21 protein-coding genes are annotated in these 24770 nt (G+C 65.2%); 9 read left to right on the plus strand and 12 right to left on the minus strand.

The genetic code is table 11. The features are described from left to right. Positions 1–34: 34 nt before the first annotated feature. From recG to ABIB38_RS17665, 3 genes are all read left to right on the plus strand, one after another. Positions 35–2095 carry an ATP-dependent DNA helicase RecG gene (gene recG / locus ABIB38_RS17655; RefSeq protein ID WP_429205813.1) on the plus strand — a complete coding sequence of 687 codons (2061 nt, stop codon included), beginning with the start codon at positions 35–37 and terminating at the stop codon, positions 2093–2095. A gap of 26 nt (positions 2096–2121) precedes the next feature. Then, positions 2122–2523: a hypothetical protein gene (locus tag ABIB38_RS17660; RefSeq protein WP_429205815.1), complete on the plus strand. Its 402-nt coding sequence runs from the start codon at positions 2122–2124 to the stop codon at positions 2521–2523. A gap of 176 nt (positions 2524–2699) precedes the next feature. After that, positions 2700–3446, plus strand: coding sequence for a hypothetical protein (locus ABIB38_RS17665; RefSeq protein WP_429205816.1), 747 nt, complete (start codon positions 2700–2702; stop codon positions 3444–3446). Between the two features lie 63 nt (positions 3447–3509). Here ABIB38_RS17665 and ABIB38_RS17670 read toward each other — a convergent pair whose 3' ends face one another. From ABIB38_RS17670 to pyrC, 5 genes are all read right to left on the minus strand, one after another. Further along, entirely contained in the window at positions 3510–4253 is a 744-nt protein-coding gene (locus tag ABIB38_RS17670) for an NYN domain-containing protein (RefSeq protein ID WP_429205817.1), read from the minus strand. A 95-nt stretch (positions 4254–4348) separates the two neighbouring features. Further along, positions 4349–4708, minus strand: a complete 360-nt coding sequence (locus ABIB38_RS17675) for a glyoxalase superfamily protein (protein WP_429205819.1) — start codon at positions 4706–4708, stop codon at positions 4349–4351. Between the two features lie 10 nt (positions 4709–4718). Continuing rightward, positions 4719–5708 carry a Gfo/Idh/MocA family protein gene (locus ABIB38_RS17680; RefSeq protein WP_429205821.1) on the minus strand — a complete coding sequence of 330 codons (990 nt, stop codon included), beginning with the start codon at positions 5706–5708 and terminating at the stop codon, positions 4719–4721. Between the two features lie 14 nt (positions 5709–5722). Beyond that, positions 5723–6514 carry a DUF3025 domain-containing protein gene (locus tag ABIB38_RS17685; protein ID WP_429205822.1) on the minus strand — a complete coding sequence of 264 codons (792 nt, stop codon included), beginning with the start codon at positions 6512–6514 and terminating at the stop codon, positions 5723–5725. A gap of 8 nt (positions 6515–6522) precedes the next feature. Next, entirely contained in the window at positions 6523–7572 is a 1050-nt protein-coding gene (gene pyrC, locus ABIB38_RS17690; RefSeq protein ID WP_429205824.1) for a dihydroorotase, read from the minus strand. A gap of 310 nt (positions 7573–7882) precedes the next feature. On the opposite strand from pyrC, the gene ABIB38_RS17695 reads away from it, so the two are divergent. Both ABIB38_RS17695 and ABIB38_RS17700 read left to right on the plus strand, forming a co-directional pair. Continuing rightward, positions 7883–9151, plus strand: coding sequence for a dicarboxylate/amino acid:cation symporter (locus tag ABIB38_RS17695; RefSeq protein WP_429205826.1), 1269 nt, complete (start codon positions 7883–7885; stop codon positions 9149–9151). 89 nt (positions 9152–9240) lie between these two features. Further along, positions 9241–10524: an amidohydrolase family protein gene (locus tag ABIB38_RS17700; RefSeq protein WP_429205828.1), complete on the plus strand. Its 1284-nt coding sequence runs from the start codon at positions 9241–9243 to the stop codon at positions 10522–10524. Between the two features lie 4 nt (positions 10525–10528). Here ABIB38_RS17700 and ABIB38_RS17705 read toward each other — a convergent pair whose 3' ends face one another. Beyond that, entirely contained in the window at positions 10529–12406 is a 1878-nt protein-coding gene (locus tag ABIB38_RS17705; RefSeq protein ID WP_429205829.1) for an ABCB family ABC transporter ATP-binding protein/permease, read from the minus strand. Positions 12407–12468: 62 nt separating this feature from the next. On the opposite strand from ABIB38_RS17705, the gene ABIB38_RS17710 reads away from it, so the two are divergent. Next, complete coding sequence (locus tag ABIB38_RS17710) at positions 12469–12915, plus strand: acyl-CoA thioesterase (RefSeq protein WP_429205831.1); 447 nt, start codon at positions 12469–12471, stop codon at positions 12913–12915. 179 nt (positions 12916–13094) lie between these two features. Here ABIB38_RS17710 and ABIB38_RS17715 read toward each other — a convergent pair whose 3' ends face one another. The 4 genes from ABIB38_RS17715 to ABIB38_RS17730 all read right to left on the minus strand — a co-directional run bounded on the left by ABIB38_RS17715 (position 13095) and on the right by ABIB38_RS17730 (position 19920). Further along, positions 13095–14777, minus strand: coding sequence for a long-chain-fatty-acid--CoA ligase (locus tag ABIB38_RS17715; protein ID WP_429205832.1), 1683 nt, complete (start codon positions 14775–14777; stop codon positions 13095–13097). Positions 14778–14862: 85 nt separating this feature from the next. Further along, complete coding sequence (locus ABIB38_RS17720; RefSeq protein WP_429205834.1) at positions 14863–16554, minus strand: long-chain-fatty-acid--CoA ligase; 1692 nt, start codon at positions 16552–16554, stop codon at positions 14863–14865. Positions 16555–16715: 161 nt separating this feature from the next. Next, positions 16716–17792 (minus strand): aminopeptidase, encoded by a 1077-nt coding sequence (locus ABIB38_RS17725; RefSeq protein WP_429205851.1) that lies wholly within the window; start codon positions 17790–17792, stop codon positions 16716–16718. 25 nt (positions 17793–17817) lie between these two features. Beyond that, positions 17818–19920 carry a molybdopterin-containing oxidoreductase family protein gene (locus ABIB38_RS17730; protein ID WP_429205836.1) on the minus strand — a complete coding sequence of 701 codons (2103 nt, stop codon included), beginning with the start codon at positions 19918–19920 and terminating at the stop codon, positions 17818–17820. A 173-nt stretch (positions 19921–20093) separates the two neighbouring features. Between ABIB38_RS17730 and ABIB38_RS17735 the strand changes: the two genes are divergently transcribed. Then, complete coding sequence (locus ABIB38_RS17735) at positions 20094–21287, plus strand: M20 aminoacylase family protein (RefSeq protein ID WP_429205838.1); 1194 nt, start codon at positions 20094–20096, stop codon at positions 21285–21287. Here ABIB38_RS17735 and ABIB38_RS17740 read toward each other — a convergent pair. Continuing rightward, positions 21284–21994: a suppressor of fused domain protein gene (locus tag ABIB38_RS17740; protein ID WP_429205840.1), complete on the minus strand. Its 711-nt coding sequence runs from the start codon at positions 21992–21994 to the stop codon at positions 21284–21286. The genes ABIB38_RS17735 and ABIB38_RS17740 overlap by 4 nt on opposite strands. Positions 21995–22132: 138 nt before the next feature. Between ABIB38_RS17740 and ABIB38_RS17745 the strand changes: the two genes are divergently transcribed. Beyond that, positions 22133–22699 carry an acyloxyacyl hydrolase gene (locus tag ABIB38_RS17745; protein ID WP_429205842.1) on the plus strand — a complete coding sequence of 189 codons (567 nt, stop codon included), beginning with the start codon at positions 22133–22135 and terminating at the stop codon, positions 22697–22699. 117 nt (positions 22700–22816) lie between these two features. Then, positions 22817–24259 (plus strand): DHA2 family efflux MFS transporter permease subunit, encoded by a 1443-nt coding sequence (locus ABIB38_RS17750; protein WP_429205843.1) that lies wholly within the window; start codon positions 22817–22819, stop codon positions 24257–24259. A gap of 1 nt (position 24260) precedes the next feature. Here ABIB38_RS17750 and ABIB38_RS17755 read toward each other — a convergent pair whose 3' ends face one another. Next, the gene (locus ABIB38_RS17755; protein WP_429205844.1) at positions 24261–24545 is read right to left on the minus strand and encodes a hypothetical protein; all 285 of its coding nucleotides are present in this window, start codon (positions 24543–24545) and stop codon (positions 24261–24263) included. Positions 24546–24770 lie beyond the last annotated feature (225 nt).

Here is a 24770-nt window from a genome sequence, read left to right on the forward strand (position 1 = left end):
TATTTTACGCCAGCGAGCGCCATTTTGCCGCGATATGCCCGCCTCCAAGACCACAAATCCACCCAAGACCCTCGAAAGCAAGCTCGCCCGCCTTGGACTGCGCAGCGACATGGACCTGGTATTGCACCTGCCGATGCGCTACGAGGACGAGACCCGGATCGTGTCGATCCGCGAGGCCTGCCTGCGCGGCGGCCACGTGTCGCAGGTCGAAGGCGTGGTGACCAAGAACGAAATCTCGTTCAAACCGCGGCGCCAGCTCCTGGTGACCATCGCCGACGAATCGGGCGACCTGCTGCTGCGCTTCATGAACTTCTACGGCAGCCAGGTCAAGCAGATGGCCGAAGGCGTGCGGATTCGCGCGCGCGGCGAACTGAAACACGGCTTCTTCGGGGCCGAGATGGTGCACCCTGCCTATAAAGTGGTCAACGAGGGCGCGCCGCTCCCCTCCTCGCTCACGCCCGTGTATCCGGCCGGCGAAGGCCTGTCGCAGACGGTGCTGCGGCGCGCGATCGCCGATGCGATGAAGCGTATCGACTGGAGCGATACCGTCCCCGCGGGCATCCGCACGAAAATGGGGCTGATCGACTTCGAGCCGGCCGTGAAGCTGCTGCACTATCCGCCGGCCGACGTCGACGAGCATGCGCTGGGCGAAAAATCGCACCCGGCCTGGGAGCGCATGAAGTTCGACGAGCTGCTGGCGCAGCAGCTGTCGCTCAAGCGCGCGCAGCGCGCGCGGCGCGACAAAGGCGCGCCGATCCTGGCAGCGGTGGGCCGGCTGTCGGAAGCCTTCCTGGCGGCGCTGCCGTTCAAGCTCACCGGCGCCCAGCAGCGCGTGGTGCAAGAGATCCGCAACGACCTGCGCGAAGGCTATCCGATGCAGCGCCTGCTGCAGGGCGACGTCGGCAGCGGCAAGACCGTGGTCTCGGCGCTGGCCGCGGCGCAGGCGATCGACAGCGGCTACCAGGCGGCGCTGATGGCGCCGACCGAGATCCTGGCCGAGCAGCATTTTCGCAAGATCGCGGCCTGGATGGAGCCGCTCGGGGTCAAGGTGGCCTGGCTCACCGGCAGCCTCAAAAAAAAAGAAAAGGCCGCCTCCAACGAATTGATCGAGTCGGGCCAGGCGAATCTGGTGATCGGCACCCATGCGCTGATCCAGGACACGGTGCAGTTCGCGAAACTGGGCCTGGTGATCGTCGACGAGCAGCACCGCTTCGGCGTCGGCCAGCGCCTCACCCTGCGCAACAAGGGCAGCGACGGCCTGGTGCCGCACCAGCTCATGATGTCGGCCACGCCGATCCCGCGCACGCTGGCGATGACCTATTACGCCGACCTCGAAGTGTCGGTGATCGACGAGCTGCCGCCGGGGCGCAGCCCGATCGTCACGCGCGCGATCGACCAGATGCGGCGCGACGAGGTGATCGAGCGCGTCTACGCGGCGGCGCTCGAAGGCCGCCAGGTGTACTGGGTCTGTCCGCTGATCGAGGAATCCGAAGCCTTGCAGCTGCAGACCGCGACCGAGACCTACGAAACCCTGGCCGAGTCGCTGCCCGAACTGCAGGTGGGGCTGGTGCATGGCCGCATGAAACCGGCCGAAAAGCAGGAAGTGATGGACGCCTTCACGGCCGGCCAGGTGCACGTGCTGGTGGCGACCACCGTGATCGAGGTCGGGGTCGACGTGCCGAACGCGTCCCTGATGGTGATCGAGCATGCCGAGCGCTTCGGCCTGTCGCAGCTGCACCAGCTGCGCGGACGCGTGGGGCGGGGTTCGGCGGCGTCGGTCTGTCTGCTGTTGTACCAGAGCCCGCTGGGCCAGGTGGCCAAGCAGCGCCTGATGACGATGCGCGAGACCACCGACGGCTTCGAGATCGCGCGGCGCGACCTGGAGATCCGCGGGCCGGGGGAGTTCCTGGGCGCGCGCCAGTCGGGCCAGGCGATGCTGCGCTTTGCCGACCTGGAGCTCGATGGCTGGCTTGTCGACCGGGCGCGCGACGTGGCGCAATACCTGCTCGACGGCGAAAAGCCCGAGAAGATCGCGGTGGTCGATGCGCACCTGGCGCGCTGGCTGGGCGGACGGGAAGAGTTCTTGAAGGTCTGACGGTTCAACATAAGGAAAGACACGCAATGAAGCAGGAACAGGCGCTGAACATCGACGAACTGACTGCCCTGGCCCAGGCCATGGCGCGGGTGACGCAGGACTGCACGTGCGAGGTCGCCAGCTACCCCGGGTGGACGCGCACGCCGGTCTCGTTCCCACAGGCGCAGATGCGCCCGGCCGGCACGCTGGCCGGCGATCCGTACTGTGATCCGACCTTCGCCGAATACCATCCGCACGGGACCAATTACTGGTCGCCGGACGCGCCGATCGCCATCCACCATTTTCCTTACAACCGCTGCGCGGTCCAGCAATGCACCGTATGCCTGCGCTACTGCCTCACCTATGTCGAGGCGGGCGGCTACTACGTCGAGCCGCGCATCCGCGCGCTCGATGCGCGGCACATCGTGGATGCGCCGGTGGCCGACTGATGAACCTGCTGCGGTGGATAACCGTGGTGGATAACCAGGCTGGATAACCATCTCACAGGCGGGCGCCGTGACAATCGGTTAGAAATTTCACCGTCGATTCCGGCTATCGTGGCGGCAGCGCGATATCACGCTCAGCAAGTCGCGTCACTCGTTCATCACCCGACACGGAACCGACAATGCCCTTTCTTGGACTCGGCCTGCACTTCCTCATCGCCCTCTTCTTCGCGGTCCATGCCGTACGCAACCGCCGCCAGCTGTACTGGCTGCTGATCCTCTTCTCTTTCCCGCTGCTCGGCAGCCTTGCCTACTTCGTCGTGGAATACCTGCCGGCCTCGCGCCTCGAGCGCCGCGGGCGCATCGCCGGTCGCGCGCTCCAGCAAAGCCTCGACCCGGGCCGCGACGTGCGCGCAGCCCGGCACGCCTTCGACCTGACCCCGACCGCCCACAACCGGATGCGCCTGGCCGCCGCCCTGCTGGACGCCGGCGAATCCGAGGAAGCGGTGCGGCATTTCGACGCCTGCCTGAACGGACCGTTCGCGGGCGATCCCGAGGTGATCCTGGGCGCGGCGCGCGCCAATGCGGCGCATGGGCAGCCGGCGGCGGCGATCGCGCTGCTGGCGCCGCTGCAGTCGAAGCATCCGAACTTTCGCGCCGACGAAGTCGGCTTGGCGCTGGGCCGGGCTTATGCCGCTGCCGGCCGGCCAGAAGACGCAGGCGCCGAGTTCGAGGCGGTCGTCGACCGCTTCGGCAGCGTCGAGGCGCGCGTCGAACTGGCGCTGTGGGCGCTCGCCAATGGCAAGGAGGCGGTGGCGCAGCGCGAGTTGAAAGAAATCCGGCATGCGCGCACGCACATGGAGAAACACACGCGGGAACTGCATCGTGACCTGTTCAGGCGGCTGGATGCCGCCACGCCGCCGACATGAAATCGCAACACAAGTAGCGAGGCTGTAGCAGTGCCCCCGTCCGGTGACGAAAGGGCGCTGGATTTACTGCGCCGGCGCCAGCTTGACGGTGTAATGACCACCGTCTTCCTTGGTCAGCGCAAGCCGGTTGTAGGCACGCAGCATGTCGAGCAAGCCGGAGTAGCCATGACCGTCCGGAGAAAAACCGGGGTCGATGCGGCGCAGGTACTGCCCGAGCGTGCCGAGATGGACCTTGCCCTCAGACGAATCGCCAGCCAGCAGCGCCACGGCCTCGACCACCATTTTCGGACGACGCTTCCCCTGTGCAGGCGGCGGCACACCGGCCTTGCGCGTCGGTTCGATCGCCATGGCCGCCCCTGGAACCGGCTCGGACGCCGGCGATTCTGGCGTCCATTCGTGAAACTGGTCACTGGCGTTGCGCAGCGCTAGCGGCGTTTTCGCTTCGCCGACGATGTGCACGGTGGCGCCGCGCTCACGCAACTTGCGGCACAGGTAGACAAAATCCGAGTCGCTCGTCACGACGCAGAAGCAGTCGGCGCGATGATCGAACAAGGCTTCCAGCGCGTCGAGCGCGAGCGCGATATCCGAGGTGTTCTTGCCGGCAGCGTACTGGTATTGAAGGCAAGGCGTAAACGCCTGCTGGACGAGGGTCTCTTGCCATTTATTGGCCAGGGTGGCGTGGTTGCCGTAACCGCGCTTGATCACGACCCTTCCCAGCTTGGGGACGATCCGCATGGCATGGGCGACGACTGCCGGGTTGGTGTTGTCGCAGTCGAGCAGGACAGCGACTTTTGTTTCATTCGTCATGGCGTCTCCGGCGCTACAGGTCGACCTACTGTAGCAGAGCCGCTACGCATCAATATGCGCGCTTCCTCACCACTGCCGCAGGCCGCCCGGCACCATCACCCGCCGGTGAACGTCAGCCGGTTCCCGAACGGATCCTTCACGCTCAGCTCGCGCGCCTCCCACGGCGTGTCCTCGATCCCGGGCCGCGCATAGCCATATTGTCTGGCGGCCAGCTCGGCATGCAGGCCATCGATGTCGTCGACCTCGATGCGCAGCGCCGCGCCGGGGCAGCAATCGCCGTGGTGCTCGCTCAGGTGCAGCACGCAGCCGCCGCGCGAGACCTGCAGGTAGAGCGGCATGCCGGGGCCGAAGCGGTGGTCCCAGTCGACCGTGAAGCCGAGGTAGTCGACGTAGAATTCGCGCGCCCTGGCCTCATCAAAGATGCGCAGGATCGGCGTAACGCTCCCGAGCTTCATGGCGCGTCCCTCAGGCGCGGTCGGCCGCGTAGCGCAGGCCGATCTGGCGCCGGATCTCGTCCATCACGCCCATCAGCGCCAGCGTCTCGTCCTGCGTCATCGACGGGCTTTCCAGCAGCCCCTGCCGCCAGCAGCGCTGGGCTTCGATCGCCTCGTGCACGTAGCCGTTGCCGAGATACGGGGTCTCGATCGTGCGCTCGCTGCCGTCGTGCAGCTTGACGGTGACCGAGGTCGCGCGGTGGAACATGGTGTTCATCCGCACCTGGCCGCGCTCGCCCGACACGGTCAGTTCGGCCGGCGAGCGCGCCAGGAAGGAGCAGCTGCACACCGACATGGCGCCGCCTTCATGCTTGAGCATGAAGCCGGTCTGCACGTCGACGCCGGTCGGGCCCATCTGGGCTTGCGCACGGACCTCGAGCACGGGGCCCAAGAGGCCCGCCGCGACCGACAGCGGATAGATGCCCAGGTCGAGCAGCGCGCCGCCGCCGAGATCGGGGTTGAACACGCGGTGCTCGGGACCGAAGGCGGCGGCGAAGCCGAAGTCGGCGACGATCTGGCGCGGGGCGCCGATCTCGCCCGAGGCCAGGATGCGCTTGACTTCCAGGTAGGCCGGCAGGTAGCGCGTCCACATCGCCTCCATCAGGAACAGGCGCTTCGAGCGCGCCAGGGTCACCACCTGCTCGGCCTCGCGCAGGTTCATCGTAAACGGCTTCTCGCACAGCACGCCCTTGCCGGCGCGCAGCGCCATCAAGGCGTTGCCGGCATGTTCCGGATGCGGCGTGCCGATGTAGATCAGGTCGATGCCCTTGGCCTCGGCCAGCAGCTCGCAGGAGCCGTAGCTGGCCAGCGCGCCGAATTCCGCGGCGAAAGCCGCGGCCTTGTCCTGGCTGCGCGAGCCCACGGCGGCCAGCACGGCCCCCGGCACGTCCTTCAGTGCATTGGCAAAGGCACGCGAAATCTTGCCCGTGCCGAGTATTCCCCAGCGTACCGTTTCAGCCATTGGCTGCTCCCAATTCAAGCCGTCCGCTTCGGACGGAACACAGTCGTATCCAGATAAAATTCCGGGTCTTGCCCAGGCCACCAGCCTGGAATGCCCAGCACCTGCAGGGGCGTGAAGGCGCCCGGCGTCAGTTCCTGATGCGCCAGGCTGGCGGCCACCTCGCGGTCGAGCCATGCGCGGCGCGCGTCCCACGCCAGCGCGAAGTAATCGTCGCCGGCGAACACCACCCGCGTATGCGCGGTGATCGCCTTGCGCGGCGCCACCAGCTTTTCCATCAGCGCGTGGCCGAACAGCCAGACCTCGACGTCCTTGCCGAACGCGTCACGCCGATCGTACAGGGCCGCGAGCCAGCGGTGCGCACGCAAGTCCTCGACCAGCGCCCGCCCGGTTTCATCGTCGCGCACCACCAGCAAGGCCGCGTTCTCGTCGAAGATGGTGGCGGCATCGCGCGCCGGCCCGCGCGACTTGCCGACGCCGGCCTGCGCGATCTGCGCCGCCTGCAGCGCGTTCAGCGCGCGCTTGATACCCGGGAAGGTCTGCCACACCAACGCATTGAAGAAGTCGTGCAGGTTGTCGCGGGTCGGCACCTGGCCGGTGGCGCCGATGAATTCTTCATAGGCCGCCCCTTCCGGCAGCGCGGCCTGCGGCACGAAGGACAGCGGCATGCCGGCGCCGTTACGCAGGTCGAGCGCGCGCGCCGCCGCGTTGAAGGCCTCGACGAAGCCATCCGGCGGCGGCGCGGCGCGCTCGAACGCCGGGCGCACCGCGTCGTACCACCGCTGCGCCCAGTCGATCGGCGGCAGCACGGTACGGCTTACACCATCTTCCAGTTGATGCTCTCGCCCGCGTTCAGCGGCACCAGCTGGTGTTCGCCCATCGGCACCGATTCCGGCAGGGTCCAGCTTTCGCGCTTGAGCGTGATCGTGCCCTCGTTGCGCGGCAGGTTGTAGAAGGCCGGGCCGTTGAAGCTGGCGAAGGCTTCCAGTTTGTCGAGCGCGCCGGCCTGGGCGAAGGCTTCGGTATACATCTCCATCGCGTGCAGCGCGGTGTAGCAGCCGGCGCAGCCGCAGGCGGCGTATTTGGTGTGCACCGCGTGCGGGGCCGAGTCGGTGCCCAGGAAGAAGCGCTCGTCGCCGCTGGTGGCGGCGGTGACCAGCGCCAGGCGGTGTTCTTCGCGCTTGAGCACCGGCAGGCAGTAGAAGTGCGGGCGGATGCCGCCGCGGAAGATCTCGTTGCGGTTGTACAGCAGGTGGTGGGCGGTGATGGTGGCCGCGATCGGGCCTTCGGCCTCGGCCACGTACTGGGCAGCGTCCTTGGTGGTGATGTGCTCGAACACCACGTTCAGGGCCGGCATGTCGCGGCGCAGCGGGCGCATCACGCGCTCGATGAACACGGCTTCGCGGTCGAACAGGTCGATCTCGTTGTCGGTCACTTCGCCATGCACCAGCAGCGGCATGCCCACTTCCTGCATCACTTCCAGCGTCTTGTAGCACTTTTTCAGGTCGGTGACGCCGGCGTCCGAGTTGGTGGTGGCGCCGGCCGGGTACAGCTTGACCGCGTGGATGAAGCCGGTGTCCTGGGCGCGGCGGATCTCGTCCGGATCGGTATTGTCGGTCAGGTACAGCGTCATCAAGGGCGTAAAGCGCATCCCCTCCGGCAGCGCGGCCAGGATGCGGGCGCGGTACTCCAGGGCGGCGGCGGCCGTGGTCACGGGCGGCCTCAGGTTCGGCATCACGATCGCGCGGCCGAACTGGCGGGCGGTGTGCGGCAATACGCTGGCCATCGCCGCGCCGTCGCGCAGGTGCAGGTGCCAGTCGTCTGGACGGGTGATGGTGATGGTGTCTGGGGTCTCGATGGTGGACATGGCGGATCTCGAAAAACGAATGGCGTATTTTACCCGCGCGGCGGGCCCGGAGGTGCGTTTCATCCACCACGCAAGAGCATCGGCGTTGACCGCCCGAGAATACCGACGGGGTAGCCGGCATGCCGTTACGTCAACCTTGTAAGCATGCTTGACAGCACTAACAGTGCCTAGGATACTGCGGAACTTGCCATAATCTTCAGAATCGCCCGGCCTTCGGTCCTCGAAAACCGGTCACTGCCCGAACAATCCGCCCGCGACAGCGCGATCCGCCGTTGCCGGCCCTGCACAGGTCCACACGACAGGAAGCTTTATGAACAACCGAAACCGCCTGACTACCTTCATCATGATCGCCCTGGTGATCGGCATCGTGGTCGGCTACCTGGTCAACGCCAATACGGACACGGCGGGCGCGACGAGCTTCTCCGACACGATGTCGCTGATTACCACGATGTTCCTCCGCCTGATCAAGATGATCATCGCGCCGCTGGTGTTCGCGACCCTGGTGGTCGGCATCGCCAGGATGGGCGACGCCAAGGAAGTCGGCCGCATCGGCGTCAAGGCGCTGGGCTGGTTCGTGATCGCCTCGATCATCTCGCTGTCGCTGGGCCTGGTCCTGGTGAACATCTTCCGCCCGGGCGATGCATTGTTCGCGGCGGGCATGATGCCGCCGGTCGACGCGCAATCGGGCATCACCAGCGGCAGCCTGACGCTGAAGGACTTCATCACCCACCTGATCCCGACCTCGATCGTCGACGGCATGGCCAAGAACGAGATCCTGCAGATCGTGGTGTTCTCGCTGTTCTTCGGCACCGCCGCCGCCGCCGTCGGCGCGCGCGCCACGCCGATGATCGACGTCATCGACGGCGTCGCCCACGTGATGCTCAAGCTGACCGGCTACGTGATGAACTTCGCGCCGATCGCGGTGTTCGCGGCGGTGGCCGGCATCATCGCCAAGAGCGGCCTGGGCGTGCTGTCGACCTATGGCATCTTCATGGCCCAGTTCTACTTCGGCATCGCGCTCTTGTGGATCGTCCTGATCGGCATCGGCATGGCCGTGATCGGCCCGCGCATCCTGCGCCTGATCTCGGAGCTGCGCGGCCCGACCGTGCTGGCCTTCTCGACCGCCTCGTCCGAAGCCGCCTTCCCGAAAACCCTGGAAAGCCTGGAGCGCTTCGGCGTCAAGAACCGCCTGGCCTCGTTCGTGCTGCCGATCGGTTACTCGTTCAACCTGGACGGCTCGATGATGTACTGCACCTTCGCCGCCGTCTTCATCGCCCAGGCCTACGGCATCGAGCTGTCGCTGGGCACCCAGATCACCATGATGCTGGTGCTGATGCTGACCTCGAAAGGCATGGCCGGCGTGCCGCGCGCCTCGCTGGTCGTGATCGCGGCCACGCTGAACCAGTTCGACATCCCGGAAGCGGGCCTCTTGCTGCTGCTGGCGATCGACCACTTCCTGGACATGGCGCGCTCGGCCACCAACGTGATCGGCAACGGCATCGCCACCGCCGTCGTCGCCAAGTGGGAGGGCGACCTGGGGGAACCGAACAAGGAACCGGCCGTCTCGCCGCTGCGATGAAGACGGCGAACGGCTGCTTGTAGTAACGGGGCCTTCCAGCGATGGAGGGCCTTTTTTTATGCGTCAATAATGAAAAAAGGGAGCGAGAGATGAAACAGATGGTTGCCGCCGGCATGCTGCTGGCCCTGAACGGCGCGCACGCCGCCACCCAGACGGTCGACTGCGGCCGGCTGCTGGACGTCCAGAAAGGCGCATGGCGCGAGCGCGTCAGCATCGTGATCGAGAACGGCAGCATCGTGTCGGTGGGGCCGATGGCGCAGGCCGCCGGCAACATCGACCTGTCGCGCCACAGCTGCCTGCCGGGCCTGATCGACATGCACGTGCACCTGACCAGCGAAACCCAGCCGGCGGTCGACGCCTACCGCGACCGCCTGACCGCCAACCCGGCCGACATGGCCTTCCGTTCGGTGAAATACGCCGAGCGCACCCTGATGGCCGGCTTCACCACGGTGCGCGACCTGGGCGCCGCCGACAACCTGAACATCGCGCTCAAGCGCGCCATCGCCGCCGGCGACGTGCCGGGCCCGCGCATGTTCACCGCCGGAAAATCGCTGGCCACCACCGGCGGCCACGCCGACCCGACCAACAACCTGTCGCACTTCCTGTCCGAGAAGATCGGCACGCCCGGCCCGGTCGAGGGTGTGTTGAACAGCCCCGAGGAAGCGCGCCAGGCGGTGCGCACCCGCTACAAGGACGGCGCCGACCTGATCAAGGTCACCGCCACCGGCGGCGTGCTGAGCCAGGCGGCCAGCGGCCAGAACTCGCAGTACACCGAGGACGAGCTGCGCGCCGTGGTGAGCACCGCGAAGGACTACGGTTTCCGCGTCGCGGCCCACGCCCACGGCGCCGAAGGCATGAAGCGCGCGCTGCGCGTCGGCGTCGACTCGATCGAACACGGCACCCTGATGGACGACGAGGTCGTCGCGCTGTTCAAGAAAGGCGGCGGCTGGTACGTGCCGACCATCTCGGCCGGCCGCTACGTGGCGGACAAGGCCAAGGATCCGAATTACTATTCGGCCCTGGTGCGCCCGAAGGCGGCCGCGATCGGCCCGCAGCTGCAAGCCACCTTCGGCCGCGCCTATCAAGCCGGCGTGAAGATCGCCTTCGGCACCGATGCCGGCGTGTTCCCGCACGGCGAGAACGCCAAGGAATTCGGCTACATGGTCGAAGCGGGCATGACGCCGCTCGACGCGATCCGCGCGGCCACCGTGAACGCGGCCATCCTGCTCGACCAGCCGAAGCGCCTGGGCGCGATCGAAGCGGGCTTCGCGGCCGACATCATCGCGGTCGAGGGTGACCCGCTCAAGGACGTCAAGGTGCTCGAGCAGGTCAAGTTCGTGATGAAGGACGGCGTGGTCTACAAGAAGCCCTGAGCCGTCAGGAGTGCGCCTTCGGCATGGATGGCGCGCCGTCCATGCCCTCCATCATTTCCAGCGGCGGCGAGGCCACGTCCTCGTCGGGCCGCGCCAGCTGCCGTTCCCACATCTGCGCATACAGGCCCTGCTCCGCCAGCAGCGAATAATGCGTGCCGCGCTCGACGATCCTGCCGTGGTCGAGCACGATGATCTGCTGCGCATCGGCGATCGTCGACAGGCGGTGCGCGATCACCAGGGTCGTGCGGTTCTTCGCGATCTCCTTCAGTTGCGCCTGGATCGCCTGCTCCGAGCGCGAATCGAGCGCCGACGTGGCCTCGTCGAAGATCAGGATCGCCGGATCCTTGAGCAAGGTGCGCGCGATCGCCACCCGCTGCTTCTCTCCGCCCGACAGTTTCAGGCCGCGCTCGCCCACCATGCTCCCGTAGCCGTCCGGCAGGCTCTCGATGAAGTCGTGGATCGAGGCCGCGCGCGCCGCCGCCACGATGTCCGCGCGGCTGGCGCCGGGCCGGCCATAGGCGATGTTGTATTCGATCGTGTCGTTGAACAGCACCGTGTCCTGCGGCACGATGCCGATCGCGGCGCGCAGCGATTCCTGGGTGACGTCGCGCAGGTCCTGGCCGTCGATGCGGATCGCGCCGCCGTTGACGTCGTAGAAGCGAAACAGCAGCCGCGACAGGGTCGACTTGCCCGAGCCGCTATGGCCCACGACCGCGGTCGTGGTCCCGGCGGGAATCGTGAAGTCGACGTCGAACAGGATCTGCCGCTTGGATTCGTAGCTGAACTCGACGTGCGAGAACGCGACCTCGGCGCCTTTCGTCACCAGCGCCTGGGCCTTGGGACTGTCGGCCACTTCGCGGTTCTGGTCCAGCAGGCCGAACAGGCGCTCCATGTCGGCCAGGCTTTGCTTGATCTCGCGGTAGATCACGCCCAGGAAGTTGAGCGGCAGGTAGAGCTGGATCATGAAGGTATTGACCAGCACCAAGTCGCCCAGGCTCATGGTGCCGGCAATGACGCCCTCGGTCGCGCGCCACAGGATCAGCGTGACGGCGGTGGCGATGATCAAGGACTGTCCGGTGTTCAGGAACGACAGCGAGGTCTGCGAGCGCACCCCGGCGTTCTCGTAGTTCTTCAGGCCTTCGTCGTAGCGCCGCGCCTCGTAGTCCTCGTTGCCGAAGTACTTGACCGTCTCGTAGTTGAGCAGCGAGTCGATTGCACGGGTACTGGCTTTTGACTCCAGCTCGTTCATCGTGCGCCGGAAGTGCGTGCGCCACTCGGTCACGATCACCGTGAAGGTGATGTAGGACGCCAGCGCCCCCGCCGTGATGATCGTGAACCAGATGTCGTAGTTGAACACCAGGTAGACCAGCACCAGCGTGATCTCGACCAGGGTCGGCAAGATGTTAAACAGCGAATACGAAATCAGCGAATTGACGCCCCGCGTGCCGCGCTCGATGTCGCGCGTCATGCCGCCGGTCTGGCGGTTCAGGTGGAAACGCAGCGACAGCGCATGCAGGTGGCGGAATACCTTGAGCGCGATGGTGCGCACCGCGCGCTGGGTCACGCGCGCGAACAGGAATTCGCGCAGCTCGGTGAAGACCGTCATCGACAGGCGCAGCAGGCCATAGCCGACCAGCAGGCCGAGCGGCAGCACCAGCAGCGCATGCGGGTGCGCCGGGTCGATCGCCAGGCCGTCGATGATCTTCTTGAGCACCAGCGGCACGCCGACGTTGGCCATCTTGGCGCCGACCAGCGCGGCCATGGCGGCCATCACCCGCCACTTGTAGACCCACAGGTAGGGGAACAGCGTTGTCAGCGTGGCCCAGTCGTTACGGGGGCCAGCTTGGGTATCGGGAGGGAGCGGTGCGGAGTTACGGCGCATGACGGGGCTTCTGGATTTATGGTTCAATTCGGGTCGATTGTAGCTTTTACCGAGAATTCACGATGACCACGCCCGAAAACGCCCCACCCACCATCCCGACCACGGTACGTCTGCCGGCAGGAAAAATGCCCGAATTGCGCGTCATGCCCGCCCCGTCCGACGCCAATGTGTACGGCGACGTGTTCGGCGGCTGGATCATGGCCCAGGTCGACCTGGCCGGCTCGCTGCCGGCCACCCGCCGCGCCAACGGCCGCGTGGCGACCATCGCCGTCAACTCCTTCCTGTTCAAGAACCCGGTGTTCGTGGGCGACCTGCTGTCGTTCTACGCCGACATCACCAAGGTCGGCAACACCTCGGTCACCGTCTTCGTCGAGGTGTACGCCGAGCGCAACCGCCTGGCGGCCGAGGTGGTCAAGGTGACCGAGGCGACGCTGACCTATGTCGCCACCGGCCCGGACCGCAAGCCGCGCCAGCTGCCGCCGCTCGAGTCGCTGGTGGCGCACCGCTAAGTTTCCCCTTTTTGTTAGCCCAAAAACGTCGTTCCCGCCCTCGCCGGGCGCCTCGGCGGGAACCCAAGTTTGCCCGCGTTATCGCAACGCACGCAGTACTTAGGTTCCCGCCTGCGCGGGAACGACGTGCGGGGGCTAACGTAAATTGTCGGCGTTGCGCATGATCGCGCAATCGCCGATCACGCGCTCTTCTTCTCGTCGCGCAGTTCGCGCCGCAGGATCTTGCCGACGTTCGTCTTCGGCAGGGACTCGCGAAATTCGATGAACTTGGGCCGCTTGTAGCCGGTCAGCTGGTCCTTGCAGAATTCCTTGAGCTGTTCGGTGGTGAGATCGGCGTCCTTCTTCACCACGTACAGCTTCACGGCCTCGCCCGAGTTCTGGTCAGGCACGCCCACGCACGCCACTTCCAGCACGCCCGGGTGCGCGGCCACCACGCCCTCCACCTCGTTCGGATAGACGTTGAAACCCGAGACCAGGATCATGTCCTTCTTGCGGTCGACGATGCGGGTATAGCCCTTGTCGTCCATGATGCCGATGTCGCCGGTCTTGAAGAAGCCGTCCGCGGTCATGACCTTGGCCGTCTCGTCGTCGCGCTGCCAGTAGCCGGCCATCACCTGCGGGCCGCGCACGGCGATCTCGCCGGCGGTGCCGAACGGGACTTCGGCGCCCGCCTCGTCCAGGATGCGCAGCTCGGTCGAGGGCAGCGGCAGGCCGATGGTGCCGGTGAATTCGGTAATGTCGCAGCGATTGGCGGTCACCACCGGCGAGGTCTCGGACAGGCCGTAACCCTCGACGATCGGGATGCCGGTGGTCTTGAGCCACTTGTCGGCCACGGCCTTCTGCACCGCCATGCCGCCGCCCGGGCACACCATCAGGCCCGAGAAATCGAGCCTGGCGAAATCGTCGTTGTTGAGCAGGCCGTTGTACAGCGTGTTCACGGCCGGGAAGATGTTGATGCGATAGCCTTTCAGCTCCTTGATGAAGCCATTGATGTCGCGCGGGTTCGGGATCAACAGGTTCATGCCGCCGGTGCGCAGGCCCAGCAGTGCGCAGACCGTGAGCGCATAGATGTGGTACAGCGGCAGCGCGCAGGCGAACTGCGGCTGTTCGCCGGCCTTCAGCTTGGCGAGGGTCGGCCCGAACCAGGCTTCGTTCTGCAGCACGTTGGCGATCACGTGGCGGTGCAGCAGCACCGCGCCCTTCGACACCCCGGTGGTGCCGCCCGTGTACTGCAGGAAGGCGATGTCGTCGTGGCCGACCGCGACCGGCTTGAGCGTCTCGCTCGCGCCGTCGGCCAGCACCGTGTTGAAGCCGACCGCGCCCGGCAGCGAATAGGCCGGCACCATCTTCTTGACCTTGCGCACCACCAGATTGACCAGCGTGCCTTTCAGGCCGCCCAGCAGGTCACCCATGGTGGCCAGCACAACGTGCTTGACGTTCGTCTGGCGCACCACCTGCTCGAGCGTGTGGGCGAAGTTCTCGAGCACCACGATCGCCTCGGCGCCGGAATCGACCAGCTGGTGCTGCAGCTCGCGCGGCGTGTACAGCGGGTTGACGTTGACGACCACGTAGCCTGCGCGCAGCACGGCGGCCAGCGCCACCGGATACTGCAGCACGTTGGGCAGCATGATCGCCACGCGCGCGCCTGGCTTCAGGCCGCGCGCCTGCAGCCAGGCAGCCATGCGCAGCGACATCGCATCCAGTTCCGCGAAGGTGATGGACTTGCCCATGCAGGCATAGGCCTTGCGGTCGGCGTACTTGCGAAACGCCTCCTCCAGCAGATGCGTCAGCGAGCGGTACTGGGTCGGATCGATCTGAGCCGCCACGCCGTTCTCGTACGACGAGAGCCAAAATTTGTCCATCTGTCCTGCCTTCCTTGTTGGTTCCAATAAAACGCGAAAGCCGCCCGACGGGGCGGCTTTCGCCGGGTCAGTCCCATCACAATGCTTACGTCACGGTCTCCGCCTGCTTTTTCTCGTCCCTCAGCGCGCGCCTCAGGATCTTGCCGACGTTGGTCTTCGGTAGCTCGTCGCGGAACTCGATGTACTTCGGTCGCTTGTAGCCGGTGAACTGCTGCTTGCAGTAGTCCATCAGCTGCTCGGCCGTAAGGTCAGGGTCTTTCTTTACCACGAATACCTTGACCGCCTCGCCCGAATGGTCGTCGGGCACGCCGACCACGGCGCATTCGAGCACGCCCGGATGGCCGGCGATCACGCCTTCGAGCTCGTTCGGATAGACGTTGAAGCCCGAGACCAGGATCATGTCCTTCTTGCGGTCGACGATCTTCACGAAGCCGGCTGCGTCCATGATGCCGACGTCGCCCGAGCGGAAGAAGCCGTCCGCGGTCATCACCTTCGCGGTTTCGTCGGGACGGTTCCAGTAGCCGGCCATCACCTGCGGGCCGCGGATGGCGATCTCGCCGATCTCTCCCGGCGCCATGTGGCGGCCTTCGTCGTCGATGATCGCGATGTCGGTCGACGGCACCGGCAGGCCGATCGTGCCGGTGAATTCCTTGCTGTCGGCACGGTTGCAGGTGGCCACTGGCGACGTCTCGGACAGGCCGTAGCCTTCGACGATGGCCACCCCGGTCAGCTCGCGCCACTTGTCGGCCACCGGCTTTTGCACCGCCATGCCGCCGCCGTTGCACATGCGCAGCGACGAGAAATCGAGGTGGGCGAATTCGGGATTGTTGGCCAGCGCGTTGTACAGCGTGTTCACGGCCGGCAGCATGTTGACGCGGTACTTCGCCAGTTCCTTGACGAAGGCGGGAATGTCACGCGGATTGACGATCAGGACGTTCAGGGCGCCCATGCGCATGCCCCACATCGCGCAGGCGGTCAGCGCGAAGATGTGGTACAGCGGCAGCGCGCACACGATCGTGACCTGCTCGCCAGCGGTCTGCTTCATGCACGGCTCTGCCCAGGCCTCGGTCTGCAGCACGTTGGCGATCACGTTGCGGTGGGTGAGCGTGGCGCCTTTCGAGACGCCGGTGGTGCCGCCCGTGTACTGCAGGAAGGCGACGTCGTCGCCTCTGAGTTCGGCCGGCTTGAACGGCATGCGCTCGCCCTGGGCCAGCGCTTCCTTGAAGGTGACCATGTTCGGCAGCGAGAACTCGGGCACCATCTTCTTGACGTTGCGCACCACGAAGTTGACCAGCATGCCCTTTACGCCGCCCAGCATCTCGCCCATGCTGGCCACCACCACGTGGCGCAGCGGGGTCTTGCCCATCACGCTCTGCACGGTGTGGGCGAAATTCTCCAGCACGATGATCGCTTCGCTGCCCGAGTCGCCGATCTGGTGCTCCAGTTCGCGCGCGGTGTACAGCGGATTGACGTTGACGACGGTGTAGCCGGCGCGCAGCACGGCGGCCAGTGCGATCGGATACTGCAGCACGTTCGGCATCATGATCGCCACGCGCGCGCCCGGGGCCAGGCCGCGGCTCTGCAGCCAGGCGGCGAGCCGCTTCGAATACGCATCGAGTTCGCCATAGGTAAGGAACTTGTCCATGCACACATAGGCTTTGCGGTCCGCATACTTGCTGAAGGATTCTTCGAGCAAATGCACCAAGGAGCGGTATTGATCCGGATCAATCTCCGCAGGCACGCCCGGGGGATACGACTGCAGCCAAATTTTGTCCATCGCTCACCTCTGTCTCGATTTTTATCGTTTTGGTCGGGCGGCCGGAGGGGCTTGCCGGGCGCGCCTGTGCACGTGGCTTATGCCTTTGCCATCGCTGGTGGTGATGCTATCGGGCAGCGCCCCTGTACGCAAGCGGTTTTGCGGCGATTGGAACCGGCCCTCTACGGAGAGGCTCCCATGGTGCGCTGCACCACCAGCGTGCCCGGCGTGGCCTTCGCGCCGAGGCGCTTGAGTACGCGATGACGCTCTTCCTTGCCGAGCTTGGCCAGCTGGTTGACGGCCTTGTAGAAGCCGCGCCACGACTTCTCGCGGTGCAGCAAAACGCGAAACGCCGGCACGAAATCATTATAGGTCGCCACCGAAGCCAGATGGGCGTTCGACAGCGGCTCGGCAAAGAAGCGGTCGTAGCCGGCGTAGCCGCCCCAGTTCGCCTTGAGCACCAGGTAATCATCCTGCAGCCCCAGGAACAGGCGCGCCTTGGCCGCGCGCTTGACGCTGTCGGGCTCCATGCTCTTGTAAGTACGCTCCAGCTCGCCGCGATAGCGCAGCAGCAAGGCCAGGAAGTCGCTCTTGCGGTTCTTGTAGCGCTCGTACGCTTCGTTCATCTGGGGATTGCCGAAGCGCTCGAGCCAGGCTTCCACGCCGGCCTGCTCCACCGCGCTGGCAAACGATTCGTTGAACTGCGAATCGCCCGCCACGTAGACCACCTGGTGCGCCAGTTCATGGAAGATCAGGCGCGCCAGCTCGGCGTCCGGATAATTGATGAAGGTCGACATCAGCGGATCGCTGAACCAGCCCAGGGTCGAATAGGCGCTCACGCCCCCGACCTCGACGTCGTTGCCCTGCGCACGCAGTTTCTTTGCATACGCCTGGGCCTCGGCCTTGCTGTAGTAGCCGCGATAGTTCACGCAGCCGGCCACCGGGAAGCACCACTGGACTGGCTTGAGCGACAGCTCGGGCGTGGCGACCACGTTCCACAACACGTAGGGCCGGCCGAGATGGGTGTAGTTGGTATAGCTGCCGTTGTCGGGCAGCTTCATTTCCTGGATGGCGAAGCGGCGGATCTGGCGCGCCGACTCGAGGCGATGACGCAGCTTGACGTTGGTGTTGCTGTCGGCGATCCAGTCGTCGATCGGACGCGCATTGGTCAGCAATTGCAGCTGGCCTTGCGCGGCCTGGGTGTAGTAGGAGAGGGATGAGCAGCTTGACAACATGAGGGCCGCGGCTGCCGCGACCATGACTGGCTTGAAGGCCTGGGAGAATCTAGAGGGTTTCATCTCGCGTCGAGGGTGCAGCTCTTTCGACCTGCACCAGGGTGTCGTAGAAAGTGGGCGCCCGGCCCATGTCGGTCAGACGCTGGCTGGTGACTTCATTGGCGTTCTTGCCGTCGCTGGCGAGTTTCTTCCACCAGATCGACAAGCCCACCACCAATCCAGCACGCGCCTTGTCGGTCACGCGTGCGCGGGCGATGAACGAACCGCGGTCATTAAAAATGCGCGCCATGTCACCGTGGGCGATGCCGCGTGCCGCGGCGTCGTTCGGGTGGATGTCGAGGTGCGGTTCGCCCTCAGTTGCACGCAGGCTCTTTACATTGACAAACGTCGAGTTGAGGAAGTTCCGTGCCGGCGGAGAAATCATCGCCAGCGGGTATTTTTCGGCAAGAATCGGATTGGACGCCACGGACTCGTATGGCGGAATATAGGTGGGCACCGGATCGAGCCCATCGGCCAGCATGCTCTCGGAAAAGAATTCGCACTTGCCGGAGGGGGTCGAGAAACCGCCCGCGGCGAACGGCGCGGCCGGCATGTTCAGCTTTTTCCAGCCGCTGCGCTTGAGCGACTCCCAGTCGAAGTGGATCGCGCGCGCATCGTTCTTGTTGAAAGCCTGGGCCGCGATCTCGTCGTCGCTTTCCTGGAAGCACGGGTCGTCATAACCCATGCGCGCCGCCAGCAGGCGGAAGAATTCGGTGTTCGGCTTCGATTCGCCGACCGGGGCGATGGCGGCATTATTCGCCATCATGTACAGGTGGCCATAGGCCAGGTGCGCATCGACGTGCTCGAGCTGGGTAGTGGCCGGCAACAGGATGTCGGCATAGTCGGCGCTATCGGTGTGAAAGTGTTCGAGCACCACGGTGAACAGGTCTTCGCGCTCGAAACCCTGCTGCACCTTGCGCGAATCGGGCGCGATCGCCAATGGGTTGGCGTTGTAGACGATGACGGCCTCGATCCTGGGGCCGAAATCGGGCGACGCTTCCCGGAGCAGGTCGTCGCCGATGGTGGTCATATTGATCGTGCGCGGCATGCGGCCGGCCAGCAAATCCGGGCGCTGCAGCGCCGGACGGTTGGTCGGGAACGACGCCGAGGTCGACAGCTGGATGCCGCCGGCCGGCAGGCGCCAGGCGCCCACCAGCGCCGGCAGGCAGGCGATGTTGCGCACCGCCATGCCGCCGCCGCGCACGCGCTGGATGCCATAGTTGATACGGATCGCGGCCGCTTCGCCGTTCTTCGCCGTCTGGCCGTACAGGCGTGCCAGGTTGACCACTTCATCGACCGTGATGCCGCAGGTGTCGGCGGTGCGTTCCGGCGTCCATTCCAGGGCGCGCGCCTTCAAGGGCTCGAAGCCGAGCGTGTGTTGCTCGATGTAGTCGTGGTCGAGCAGGTCTTCCTTGATCAACACGTGCATCATGCCCAGCGCCAGCGCCGCGTCGGTGCCCGGCAACAGGGCGATGTGCTGATGGCACTTCTCGGCCGTCAGGGAACGATAGGGATCGATCGCGATCAGGGTGGCGCCGCGCCGCTTGGCCTCTTGCGCGCGCATCCAGAAATGCAGGTTGGATGCGATCGGGTTGCCGCCCCAGATCAGGATCAGCCTGGCGTCCTGGAACTCCTCGAGGTCGGTCCCGATCGAACTGCCGATGGTATAGCGGTAGCCGGTGGCGCCGGCGGTGGCGCAGATGGTGCGATCGAGCAGCGAGGCGCCCAGCTTGTTGAAGAAGCGCAGCGACATCGATTCGCCCTGCACCAGGCCCATGGTGCCGCAATAGCTATAGGGCAGGACGGCCTGCGGATCGCGCGCGCTGATGTCTGTCAGACGCCCTGCGATCAGGTCGAGCGCCTCGTCCCAGCTGATGCGTTCGAATTTCCCTTCTCCCTTGCGGCCCACGCGGCGCATCGGGTACAGCACGCGGTCCGGATGATAGGTGCGCTCGACATAGCGCGACACCTTGGTGCACAACACCCCAGCCGTGGTCGGATGCTCCGGATCGCCCTTCACTTCTGTCGCGACGCCGTCTTCGACCTTGACCAGGATGGCGCAGGTGTCGGGACAGTCGTGGGGGCAGGTCGCACGGACTTGGGTAGTGGTCATTTTCTTATCGGACTTCGGTGAAAAACTGCGTTAATCCAATACTTTATACGATTCCGGAGGGCTTCGCGCCCTCCTCTGTCAAGTCTGTTTGAGGCAGGCTACAATAGTTAAAACGATGCCATGCAAAGGCTGGACAGCGTGGTAACAGATTCGCAAACAGCGAGGAGAGCACGATGAAACTAGTGGAACCCATCCTGGCTTCTCAAGCAGAGATCCAGGCCATCCGACGTGACCTGCATGCCCACCCGGAGCTGTGCTATGAAGAACACCGCACCGCGGACATCGTTGCCGAACGCCTGAGCGCGTGGGGCATCCCCGTGGTGCGCGGCCTGGGCGTGACCGGCGTGGTCGGCATCATCAAGAACGGCACGTCGGCACGCGCGATCGGCCTGCGCGCCGACATGGACGCGCTGCCGATGCAAGAGCTGAACGGCTTCGCGCATGCCTCGACCCACGCGGGCAAGATGCACGCCTGCGGCCATGACGGCCACACCGCGATGCTGCTCGGCGCCGCCCACTACCTGGCGCAGCACCGCAACTTCGATGGCACCGTGTACCTGATCTTCCAGCCGGCCGAAGAAGGCGGCGGCGGCGCCAAACGCATGATCGACGACGGCCTGTTCGAGCGCTTCCCGATGGACGCCGTGTATGGCATGCACAATTGGCCAGGCATTCCGGAAGGGCATTTCGGTGTCGTCGCCGGCCCGATGATGGCCTCGAGTAACGAATTCCGCGTGACCGTGCGCGGCAAGGGTGCGCACGCGGCGCAGCCGCATCGCGGCATCGATCCGGTGATGGTGGCGGTGCAGATCGCGCAAGCCTGGCAGACGATCGTCTCGCGCGAAAAGAACCCGCTGCACACGGCGGTGCTGTCGATCACGCAAATCCATGCCGGCAGCGCCACCAATATCATCCCCGATGAAGCCGAACTGGTCGGCACGGTGCGCACCTTCACCACCGAGGTGCTCGACCTGGTCGAGCGCCGCATGCAGGAGATGGCCAATGGCATCGCGGCCGGCTTTGGCGCCAGCATCGACTTCGGTTTCAAGCGCAATTACCCGCCGCTGGTGAACCATCCGGAACAGACCGCGTTCGCGATCGAGGCGATGCGCGCGGTGGCGGGGCCGGCCCAGGTCGACGCCAATGTCGAACCGACCATGGGCGCCGAGGACTTCGCTTTCATGCTGCAGGCCAAGCCGGGCTGCTATGTCTTCATCGGCAATGGCGAAGGCGCGCACCGCGCTGGCGGCCATGGACTCGGCCCTTGCCAGTTGCACAATGCCAGCTACGACTTCAACGACAACCTGCTGCCGATCGGCGCCAGCTACTGGGTGCGGCTGGCGGAGATGAGCCTGTCTAACGCTTAGAACAGCCCGAGGAATTTCTTTCGGGCCGTGTTCTTGCGCGCCGGGTCGACCACGTCGGTGACGTTGTACTGGTTGAACTTGTCGATCAGTTCCGGAAAGCCGCGGCGGCGCGCCAGGTTCAGCTCTTCCTTGTACAGCGGCACGACGCAGTGAAAATAGACGTCCTTGCCGTCGACCGTGACCGAGTGGAACGGTTCCGGACTCGATGCCGGCGGCAGCACGATGGCGCCGCATAAACCGATGCCGGCGATATACGGCTTGGCCGGGTTCCCGTTCGGCAAGGAGTGGCCGAGGCCGATCCAGGTGCGCTCTTTATGCGGATAATGCGCCAGGTGGCGCAGCAGGGCGACCGGCCAGTACCAGCGCTCGTCCTGCATCGCCGCCTCGTCCAGTTGCCAGGTGGCCGGCAGGGCCATCATGAGCTCGGCGTAAGCCGGTGCGCCTTGCGGCACGTTCATCGGCTGCCTGCTCATGCCCGACGTCACCAGGCGCACGTAGGGATAGGACGCGGTCGGCCCGATCACGTGAATGTCGACCTGGACGCCGTCGGCCCCGGTCTCGTGGAAATACATGGCGGGCGTGCCGAGATGGGCGGCGATGTGCTCGCCCACCGGATCGTGCGGCAGCACCGCGGGTTCGGGCTGGCGCACCATCGGCGCGGCCAGCGGGTACAAGGGAGCGATCGTGGGTTCGATTGGTTCGGCCATTATTATTGATGTGGTTCGGTTGCGGCGGGCTCTATCATACCTTCGTCACATGGCGACATGGCCGCCAGCACGCTATTGTTCTCGCTAGTACAATAGCGCATTAAATAAGAAATACGCTTTTTCCTCCCAGGGATAACCATGATCACTACCAAGAAAAAAATCGGCGCGCTGGCGGCTTGCTGCGCTGCGCTGTTCGCTCCGTTCGCCTCGGCGCAATCCACCGTCGGCAATGGCTACATCGATTCCGCCTCGTTCGAAGTCGGCACCAACCCACAGCAGCGCATGTACCGCATCGCGGTCCAGTCCGACTGGGACAAGCGCTGGTTCGCTGGCAACGGCCGTCACCTGTCGGGCTACTGGGAAGGCAACCTGGCCCTGTGGCGCCTGAACTCCTATGAGAACGTGCGCGGCCAGAACAAGAACATCGGCGTCATCGGCTTCACCCCGGTGTTCCGCTACCAGAATGACAACAAGCTCGGCCTGTACGGCGAGATCGGCATCGGCGTCAACCTGTTCTCGACCCTGTACAAGAACGAGGACAAGGAACTGTCGACCGCCTTCCAGTTCGGCGACCACATCGGCATCGGCTACACCACCCAGAAGTGGGACTTCGGCCTGAAGTACCAGCATTACTCGAACGCCAGCATCAAGAGCCCGAACGCGGGCGCCAACTGGTTCATCGCCAAGGCGGCTTACCGCTTCTGATTTCCATGATGCGCGCATGGGCCGGCAACGGCCGGTCCATGGCGCGGTCGTCTTGTAGTTTGTGACACAATCGTGCCTCTGGCGGCCGCTGCCGCCTGCCGTTTTCATGAGGCCCGATTGACCCCTTCGCCCACCCTCAAGCGCTACCTTCCCTGGCTCGTCGCGACTGCCCTGTTCATGGAGCAGCTCGATGCGACCATCGTCAATACCGCCATTCCCAGCATTGCCACCAGCCTCGGCGTTACGCCGCTGAGCCTGAAATCGATCGTCACCAGCTACATCCTCGGCCTCGCGGTCGGCATTCCCTTGAGCGGCTGGATGGCCGACCGTTTCGGCACCCGCCGTGTGTTCTTTACGGCCATTGCCGTGTTCACCTTCGCATCGGTACTGTGCGGGCTGTCAGTGAGCGCCCACATGATGACCGGCGCCCGGCTGCTGCAAGGATTGGGCGGCGCCATGATGATCCCGATCGGCCGCTTGTCGATCGTGCGCACCTTCCCCAAGAACGAGCTGCTGGGGGCGATGAACTTCGTCATCATCCCGGCCCTGATCGGCCCGCTGTTGGGGCCGACGGTCGGCGGCCTGATCGTGCACTGGACTTCGTGGCGCGTGATCTTCTTCGTCAATATCCCGGTTGGATTGGCGGCGCTGTATTTTGTCTGGCGCCATATGCCTGACTATCGCTCCGAAGAGCGGCGTCCGCTCGACGTGCCCGGCCTGATCCTGTTCAGCAGCGGCACCGCCCTGCTGTCCTGGGTGCTGGAAGTGTTTGGCGAGCATACGCTCGATGGCATGACGGCTGGCCTGTTGTTCCTGCTGGCGCTCGGCCTGCTGGGCGCGTATGCCTGGCATGCGTTGCGCACCAAGTTCCCGCTCCTGCGCCTGACCTTGCTCAAGGTGCGCACCTTCCGCATCGCGGTGCTGGGCGGCTTCGTCACCCGTCTCGGCATCGGCGGCCTGCCCTTCCTGCTGCCGCTGCTGTACCAGCTCGGCCTGGGACTGCCGGCATGGCAATCGGGCTTGCTGATGATGCCGGCGGCGCTGGCGGCGATGGGCATGAAGATATTCGCACCCGGCTTGCTGGCGCGCTTCGGCTATCGCCGGGTGCTGCTGGTGAATACGATCCTGATCGGCGTGACCATCGCGATGTTTACGCTAGTGGATGCCGGCACGCCGCTGGCGGTGATCGTCGGCATCAGCCTGATGCAGGGCTTCTTCAACTCGCTGCAGTTCTCGAGCATGAATACGCTGGCTTATGCCGACATCGAGCCGGCCGATACCAGCATGGCCAGCACGATGTCGAGCTCGCTCCAGCAGTTGTCGATGAGCTTTGGCCTGGCGGCCGGGTCGATCGTCACCGCATGGTTCCTGGGCGACGTGTCGCAGACCAACCAGAGCCAAGTGACGCAGGCCCTGCACCATGGTTTTGCGGTCCTGGCGGTGCTGACCGTGCTCTCCTCGGCCGTGTTCTGGCGCCTGCGCCGCAACGATGGCGACAGCATCAGCCGCGGGCAGGCTGTAGCCCCGACGGCCGAGCCGGTGACGGTGACGACGCAGTGATTCAAGCGGGCGCAGTGAGGCGCCCCAGCACTTTCTCCCGGTTGTTCAGGACGAAGCTGATGAAGGTCGGCTCCTTCACCGCCAGGCGGATCAGCACAGGCAACAAGGGATAGCAAAAGGTGGCGACCTTGCGCACGCACTCGTCGTCGCGCAGGGCAGCCTGGGCAGCGTGGCCCGCGCCTCCCTGCAGCATCGGCATCAGGTCTGCGCGCCGCTTGTCGATGACGGCCGTGATCGGGCCCATCAGCTTGTCGCTCAGGCCGGCGGGTTCATTGGATGGATCCATGGGGTTCTCCAGTGGTTGGGACTAGAGTATGTTGCCGCGAGGCAGCGACTTTGGCGCTGATGTCGGACAAGCGGTGGAATCCCCAAAGCAAAAAATGCCACACGCATAACAGAGGGGGTTTCGGGAGTTGAAAGCAAAAAACCCCACCAGGATCACCTGGTGGGGTTTTTCTATATAACTAGCCTGACGATAACCTACTTTCACACTGGTTGCAGCACTATCATC

Origin of the sequence: Massilia sp. UYP11, assembly GCF_050434805.1 — a bacterium.
Lineage (GTDB): Bacteria > Pseudomonadota > Gammaproteobacteria > Burkholderiales > Burkholderiaceae_D > Telluria.

Bases quoted from the DNA above. Each gene is read 5' to 3' on its own strand.
- ABIB38_RS17705 (WP_429205829.1), bottom strand. From the start codon at position 12,406: ATGCGCCGTAACTCCGCACCGCTCCCTCCCGATACCCAAGCTGGCCCC.
- recG (WP_429205813.1), top strand. From the start codon at position 35: ATGCCCGCCTCCAAGACCACAAATCCACCCAAGACCCTCGAAAGCAAG.
- ABIB38_RS17755 (WP_429205844.1), bottom strand. From the start codon at position 24,545: ATGGATCCATCCAATGAACCCGCCGGCCTGAGCGACAAGCTGATGGGC.
- pyrC (WP_429205824.1), bottom strand. From the start codon at position 7,572: ATGTCCACCATCGAGACCCCAGACACCATCACCATCACCCGTCCAGAC.
- ABIB38_RS17695 (WP_429205826.1), top strand. From the start codon at position 7,883: ATGAACAACCGAAACCGCCTGACTACCTTCATCATGATCGCCCTGGTG.
- ABIB38_RS17745 (WP_429205842.1), top strand. From the start codon at position 22,133: ATGATCACTACCAAGAAAAAAATCGGCGCGCTGGCGGCTTGCTGCGCT.
- ABIB38_RS17710 (WP_429205831.1), top strand. From the start codon at position 12,469: ATGACCACGCCCGAAAACGCCCCACCCACCATCCCGACCACGGTACGT.
- ABIB38_RS17740 (WP_429205840.1), bottom strand. From the start codon at position 21,994: ATGGCCGAACCAATCGAACCCACGATCGCTCCCTTGTACCCGCTGGCC.
- ABIB38_RS17730 (WP_429205836.1), bottom strand. From the start codon at position 19,920: ATGACCACTACCCAAGTCCGTGCGACCTGCCCCCACGACTGTCCCGAC.
- ABIB38_RS17680 (WP_429205821.1), bottom strand. From the start codon at position 5,708: ATGGCTGAAACGGTACGCTGGGGAATACTCGGCACGGGCAAGATTTCG.
- ABIB38_RS17715 (WP_429205832.1), bottom strand. From the start codon at position 14,777: ATGGACAAATTTTGGCTCTCGTCGTACGAGAACGGCGTGGCGGCTCAG.
- ABIB38_RS17725 (WP_429205851.1), bottom strand. From the start codon at position 17,792: ATGGTCGCGGCAGCCGCGGCCCTCATGTTGTCAAGCTGCTCATCCCTC.
- ABIB38_RS17670 (WP_429205817.1), bottom strand. From the start codon at position 4,253: ATGACGAATGAAACAAAAGTCGCTGTCCTGCTCGACTGCGACAACACC.
- ABIB38_RS17675 (WP_429205819.1), bottom strand. From the start codon at position 4,708: ATGAAGCTCGGGAGCGTTACGCCGATCCTGCGCATCTTTGATGAGGCC.
- ABIB38_RS17735 (WP_429205838.1), top strand. From the start codon at position 20,094: ATGAAACTAGTGGAACCCATCCTGGCTTCTCAAGCAGAGATCCAGGCC.
- ABIB38_RS17660 (WP_429205815.1), top strand. From the start codon at position 2,122: ATGAAGCAGGAACAGGCGCTGAACATCGACGAACTGACTGCCCTGGCC.
- ABIB38_RS17665 (WP_429205816.1), top strand. From the start codon at position 2,700: ATGCCCTTTCTTGGACTCGGCCTGCACTTCCTCATCGCCCTCTTCTTC.
- ABIB38_RS17720 (WP_429205834.1), bottom strand. From the start codon at position 16,554: ATGGACAAAATTTGGCTGCAGTCGTATCCCCCGGGCGTGCCTGCGGAG.
- ABIB38_RS17700 (WP_429205828.1), top strand. From the start codon at position 9,241: ATGAAACAGATGGTTGCCGCCGGCATGCTGCTGGCCCTGAACGGCGCG.